General features: G+C 70.0%; 4 protein-coding genes. 2 read left to right on the top strand and 2 right to left on the bottom strand.

Annotated elements, in window-relative coordinates; genetic code table 11:
- Positions 1–415: 415 nt before the first annotated feature.
- Positions 416–1,039, top strand: a complete 624-nt coding sequence (locus tag I5G_RS00225; protein WP_022877252.1) for an antibiotic biosynthesis monooxygenase — start codon at positions 416–418, stop codon at positions 1,037–1,039.
- Positions 1,036–1,941 carry an aldose 1-epimerase family protein gene (locus tag I5G_RS00230; RefSeq protein WP_022877253.1) on the top strand — a complete coding sequence of 302 codons (906 nt, stop codon included), beginning with the start codon at positions 1,036–1,038 and terminating at the stop codon, positions 1,939–1,941. Before I5G_RS00225 ends, I5G_RS00230 begins: the two co-directional genes overlap by 4 nt.
- A gap of 91 nt (positions 1,942–2,032) precedes the next feature.
- Here I5G_RS00230 and I5G_RS25005 read toward each other — a convergent pair whose 3' ends face one another.
- Together I5G_RS25005 and I5G_RS19630 are read right to left on the bottom strand one after the other, a co-directional pair.
- Entirely contained in the window at positions 2,033–3,070 is a 1,038-nt protein-coding gene (locus tag I5G_RS25005; RefSeq protein WP_148286357.1) for a hypothetical protein, read from the bottom strand.
- Between the two features lie 65 nt (positions 3,071–3,135).
- Positions 3,136–6,087, bottom strand: a 2,952-nt coding sequence (locus I5G_RS19630) for an efflux RND transporter permease subunit (RefSeq protein ID WP_036325428.1), incomplete at its 5' end; no start/stop codon positions are given.

Below are 6,087 nucleotides of genomic sequence, written 5' to 3' on the forward strand. Positions count from 1 at the left end.
GTTTGCGCGAAACAGCGGCACCGCACGGCGGTGCAACCCGGACATCCGTCGGCCGGGGGCCATTCACTAGTGATGGTCGAAACGCGATCGCGTTCCGTCCATCGGCCCCTTGGACTCACAAACCCATCCGCACACGGTGCGGTGTCCAGAGCCGACCTGTCAACGTTACAGGTCGCGCCTGGGAATGGCATCCATGTCCCACTCCGTGCACATTCGACCACCCACTCCCGCACAAAGTGGGACACCCCTCCGCCGCACGGCGACCCACCCCTCGCCACTCACCACCCCACCACCGCCCCATGTCCCACTCCGTGCACATTCACCCACCCACTCCCGCACAAAGTGGGACACCCCCAACCCGCCGCCGCCCCCGACGCGACGCGCGCCCGCCCCGCCGCTGACCGAAGATGGAACCATGGCAGACACCGACGCCCACCCCATCACGGTGGCGATCGAGCGGCGCATCGACCCGACGCGCACCGCCGAAGCGACCTCCTGGATGCAGGCCGGCACCGACCTCGCGACCGCTTTCCCCGGCTTCCTCGGCTCGGGCTGGGTGCGCGCGGGGGAAGACAGCGACCTCTGGTACATGCTGTACCGCTTCCGCGACATCACCACCCTCGAGGGGTGGGAGACGTCCTCGCAGCGCCGGTGGTGGCTGGACTCCGGCCGCCCGTTCGCGCGCGAGGAGCGCGTCGAGCGGCGCACCGGCATCGAGGGATGGTTCGACGCTCCGTTCGGTTCGGTCCTCGAGCCGACGGATGCCACGACCCAGACAGTCCAGCAGCCGGTCCCGGTCGCGCCTCCCCGGTGGAAGCAGGCCGTGACGATCTGGATCGGCTTCTTCCCCACGAATCTGCTCGCCAGCTGGCTGCTCGGGTTCATCCCGGGCTTCGCCGAGGTTCCGCTGCCGCTGCGCGTCCTCGGCACGACGTTGCTGCTCACGCCGGTGATGACCTACGCGGTGCTTCCGTGGGTGACGCGTCTCCTGCGACCCTGGTTGCAACGCCCGCCCCGCTCTCGAAAGGCCGCCTCATGACCGCCGACCCCACCGGCCACCGCTTCCGCCTGCAGGGTCCCCGCTCCTCGGCGGAGATCGCTCAGGTGGGTGCCGCCCTCCGCGCGCTGACGGTCGACGGCGTCGACCTCGTACCGCGATACGCCGACGACGTGCCCACGCCGGCGGCATCCGGGGTCGTTCTGGTCCCGTGGCCGAATCGCATCCGCGACGGGAAGTACACCTTCGACGGCGCGGAGCGGCAGCTCGCGATCAGCGAGCCCGCGTTCGGCAACGCCAGCCACGGTCTGCTCCGCTTCGGTTCCTACACGGCCGCCGAGCAGACCGACGACCGGCTCGTGCTCACCGCCGACGTCGTGCCGCAGACCGGCTATCCGTTTCACCTGCGCACGCGCGTGATCTTCACCCTCCTCGCCGACGGCCTGCACGTCGAGCACGTGATCGAGAACGTCGGCGCCGCGACCGCGCCGGTGGCGCTCGGCATCCATCCGTATCTGCAGATCGGCGGGGTGCCGACCGAAGATCTCGTCATCCGGTCCACGGGCACGTCGACACTCGTGCTGGACGACCGGAAACTGCCCGTCGACGAGGTCCCCGTCGACGACGCGACCGATCTCCGCGAAGGCCGGCGTCTGGGCGACGTCGCGCTCGACAACGCCTACCGGGGATTCGACCGGGATGCCGACGGCCGGGCCCGTCACACCCTCACCGCACCCGATGGTCGTCGCGTGGAACTCTGGCAGGATGCCGGCTTCCCGTGGGCGCAGGTCTTCACCACCGACCGCTACCCGGGGAATCCGCTTGCGGTCGCCATCGAACCGATGACCGCCCCGTCGAACGCTTTCGCGACCGGGCTGGATCTCATCGCCCTCGGAACGGGCGATGAATTGCGTCGCGAATGGGGTGTTTCTTACCGCGGATGAGGGCCTTGTCCCCCAAATGGGGGACAATGAATTTCGCATACGATCTGGGGAATTCGCAGGCAAGACCTTTCCTATGCGACCGTCGGGAAAGTTACCATTCCCTTGACGGATTCCGTCGCCGCCGGGGAGACCGAGGACCATCGTTCCCTCGGCTCAAACCCGAATGAGCCGACGGGGGCTGGGGGTCTCGCGGTGTGGGGGGACACCCAACCCGTCCACGACGAAAGTGCCCGAGATGAGCATTGCGGTCCGTCCCGCCGTCCCCTCCGCCGCCCTCCCCACCCTCGCGCGGCGTCTCGTGCGCCGCTTCGACGCCGTCCCCACCATGCACCTCGCCGGGCTCGTGCTCGTCGTGCTGGTCGGCGGCATCCTCGCGTCGATCCTCACCACGAGCGATCCGTCGTGGTGGCAGCTCCACTTCAGCCAGCTCGGCACCTTCCACGACCTCTCGGCGGCATTCTTCAACACCACGCTCAAGGTCGGCGGTTCGCTCGTCGTCGTCTACGCCGCGCGCGTGCGGCGTGATCTCCGTCGCCTCGGACGACGCGCGGGACGGCGCGGCGCTCCCACCGCCGCGGCATTCTTCCTCACCGTGATCGGCGTGAATCTGGCCCCTCGTCGGGTGCATTCCGCTCAACACCAACAAAGACCTGCACGACAAGGTCGCCGGAATGATGGTCCTCGGTTTCGCGGCGCTCCTGCTCACCTCGCCTTTCCTGCTCCACCGTCTGCCGAAGCGTCTCCCGATCGCGACGTCGCTGGTGTTCGTGTTTCTCTTCGCCGGCGCGTGGATGTTCGTCACCTCCACGATCAACCTCGCCCTGTTCGAAGTCATCGCCTTCAGCGCGATGTTCACGTGGTCCGGGATCTTCACGCACTGCCTGACCGGGGCCCACGCGCGTCCGGTGGCGGCTGTCGAATCCCCCGCCGTCGCCGTCGCGCGCCGGGAGCCGGCCGTCGTCACCGCGCGCCGCGAGCCGGCGGTCGTCCGCAGCGCCCTCGCCGCCTCACCGTTCATCGGCATCCCCGCCACCGGCATCGCGGCCGTGGCCGCCTGGTTCACCGGCACGGCCGACACCCGCACGCCCGACCCCCGCACGGCGCTCGCGGGCACTCCGGTCAGCGCCACGGCCCTCGGGTCACGCCCGGTGCGCCGCGCCCGCGTGAGCGCGGTGCGGCGTCGTCCCGCGATCGTCAGTGGCGCTCGCGCAGCTCTCGCCGGCTCAGCGGGTGCTCGTCCGTCGTCGGCTCGACCTCGGCTGCGGCCGGCGTCGACCGCGCCGCGCGCCGAGCGGTACGGCGCTCCCGCGCTCCCTCGACGAGGTTGTACAGCGTCGGCAGGACGAGCAGCGTCAGGAACGTCGACGACACGAGCCCGCCGATCACCACGACGGCCAGCGGCTGCGAGATGAATCCCCCGTGCCCGGTGATCCCCAGCGCCATCGGCACGAGCGCGAAGATCGCCGCGAGCGCGGTCATGAGAATGGGGCGGAGTCGCCGTGAACCGCCCACGACCGTCGCCTCGAAGACGCTGAGTCCTCGCGCGCGGTACTGATTCACCAGGTCGATCAGGACGATGGCGTTCGTGACGACGATGCCGACGAGCATCAGCGCACCGATCATGCCGGCCACCCCGAGGGGCACGCCCGTGATCAGGAGCATGAGGATCGCGCCGGTCGCGGCGAACGGAACCGACACCAGCAGCTCGAGCGGCTGACGCAGCGACTTGAACGTCGCGACCATCACGACGTAGACGATGAGGATCGCCGCGAGCAGCGCGAGACCGAGCTGGCCGAACGCGTCCTGCTGGTTCGTCACGACGCCGCCGAGCTTCGCGGTCGCGCCGTCGGGGAGCGACACGTCGGCGAGGGCCTCGCGCACGCTCGCGGAGGAGCTACTGAGGTTGTCGGTCGTCGGGGTGACGGTCACCGTGGCGGTCCGCAGGCCGCGCGACGTCGTGATGCTCGGGGGCGTCTGGCTCGTCTCCACCGTCGCGATCTGGTCGAGGCGGACCGCGCCCCGGGCGGTGGGGATCTCGAGCGCCTTGAGCGTGTCGACGGTGGTCGGCGGGTCCTGCGACGCGATGTACACGCTCACGCCGCGGCCGTCGATCTCGACGGTGCCCGCCTGGCGTGGCTGCATCGCGCCCGACACCAGGGCGCCCACGGTGCGCTCGGACAGCCCGCGCTCGGCCGCGGCATCCCGGTCCACCTTCACCGAGACGAACGGCAGCGAGGCCGACAGGCTGCTCGTGACCTGCCCGATGCCGTCGCGGCCCTGCAATCCGGCGACGACCGCGTCGGTGGCCTGCTGCAGCCCCTGGCCGTCGGCCGCGGTGACGTCGACGGTGATGTCGCTCGAGCCGAAGCCGCTGCCCTGGGCACTGACCTCGATGTCGCCGGCGTCGGCGATGCCGGACACCGCGTCGCGCACGCGCGCGCGCAGGTCGACCTGGTCGACGCCCGCCTCGGACGTGATGGAGTACGTGATACCCGAACCGCCGCCGGAGAAGGCGTCGCGCAGGGCCGAGCCGCTGGAGCCGATCGAGGTCTGCACGGTCTCGACACCCGAGACGTCCCGCAGGACGGCCTCGACCCGCTGCGCGGCGGTGTCCTCGGCTGTGAGGCTCGGCGCCGAGCCGATCTTCTGCGTCACGGTGAACGTGTTCTGGCCCGAGTCGCCGAGGAAGTCGGTCTTGAGCAGCGGGACGGATGCCACGGTCCCGGCGAGCACGAGCACGGCGAGGCCCAGGGTCACCCACGAGTGCCGCAGCGTCCAGCTGAGGATCGGGACGTACGCCTTCTGCAGACGCGAGGGCGGCGCGGTCGGCGACTCGGGGTCGACGGGGGCGCCCTCGGCATCCCGGATCACCTTCCCGGGCTTCAGGAACCACGACGCGAGCACCGGCACGATGGTCAGCGAGACGAGGAGCGACGCGGTCATCGCGATCGTGACGGTGAGCGCGAACGGGCGGAACAGCTCGCCGGTGACGTCGCCGACGAACGCGATCGGCAGGAAGACGGCGACGGAGGTGATCGTGGATGCCGTGATCGCGGCGGCGACCTCGCGCACAGCGCGGACGATCGTGGGGATCTTCTCGGCGTCGCCGACGTAGTGCCGCTTGATGTTCTCGATGACGACGATGGAGTCGTCGACGACGCGTCCGATCGCGATCGTGAGCGCCCCGAGGGTGAGGACGTTGAGCGAGTAGCCGAAGGCCTGGAGTCCGACGAAGGTCACCAGGACGCTGGTCGGGATCGAGATGGCGGTGACGAGGGTCGAGCGCACCGACATGAGGAAGATCAGGATGACGACGACGGCGAACGCGAGGCCGAGGAGACCCTCCTGCGCGAGCGCCTCGATCGACTGCTCGACGAAGGGCGCCTGGTCGAAGACGACCGTGAAGGTGGCGCCGTTGAGCGAGGACTCGAGGTCGGGGATCGCCGCGAGCACGGCCTTCGAGACGTCGACGGTGTTGGCGGCGGGGAGCTTCGTCACGGCGATCGTCAGGGCCGGCTGGCCGTTCACCCGCGACAGCGTCGTCACCGGGTCGGACTGCTCGGCCACACTCGCGACGTCGGCGATCGTCGTCGCGCCAGCGGCCGCCTGGGCGGCATCGGTCGGGACCAGCGGAAGCGCGGAGATCTCGGCGACGCTGGTGAGCTTGGCGCCCGTCTGGACCGTCAGGGTCTGGTCGTTCTCGGTGATCGAACCACCCGGGAACAGCACGCCGTTCGCTTCGAGGGCGTCGTTGATCGCCTGCTGACTGAAGCCCTTCTCCGCGAGGCGCGTGGGGTCGGGGGTGATGGTGACGCGCTGACCGGTGCCACCGACCACCTGTGCGGCGTTGACTCCCTTGACGTCCTCGAGGGCCGGGACGACGACCGTCTCAAGCGTCGACTGGATGTTCTGCGCGTCCGAGTAGCCGGTGACGGCGAGCTGGATGACGGGGAAGTCGTCGATGCTGGCCGACGCGACGGTCGTGTCCGCCGAGTCGGGGAGCTGGTCCTTGATGCGCGCGATCGCCGCGAGGATCTTCTGCTGCGCGGCGGCGAGATCGGTGCCGTACGTGAAGGAGGCGGACACGATCGAGGAGTTCGTCGTGCTCGTCGCGGTGGTGGACTCGAGTCCTTCGACCCCGCGGAT

This window comes from Microbacterium sp. B19 (assembly GCF_000333395.1).
Taxonomy (GTDB): Bacteria; Actinomycetota; Actinomycetes; order Actinomycetales; family Microbacteriaceae; genus Microbacterium.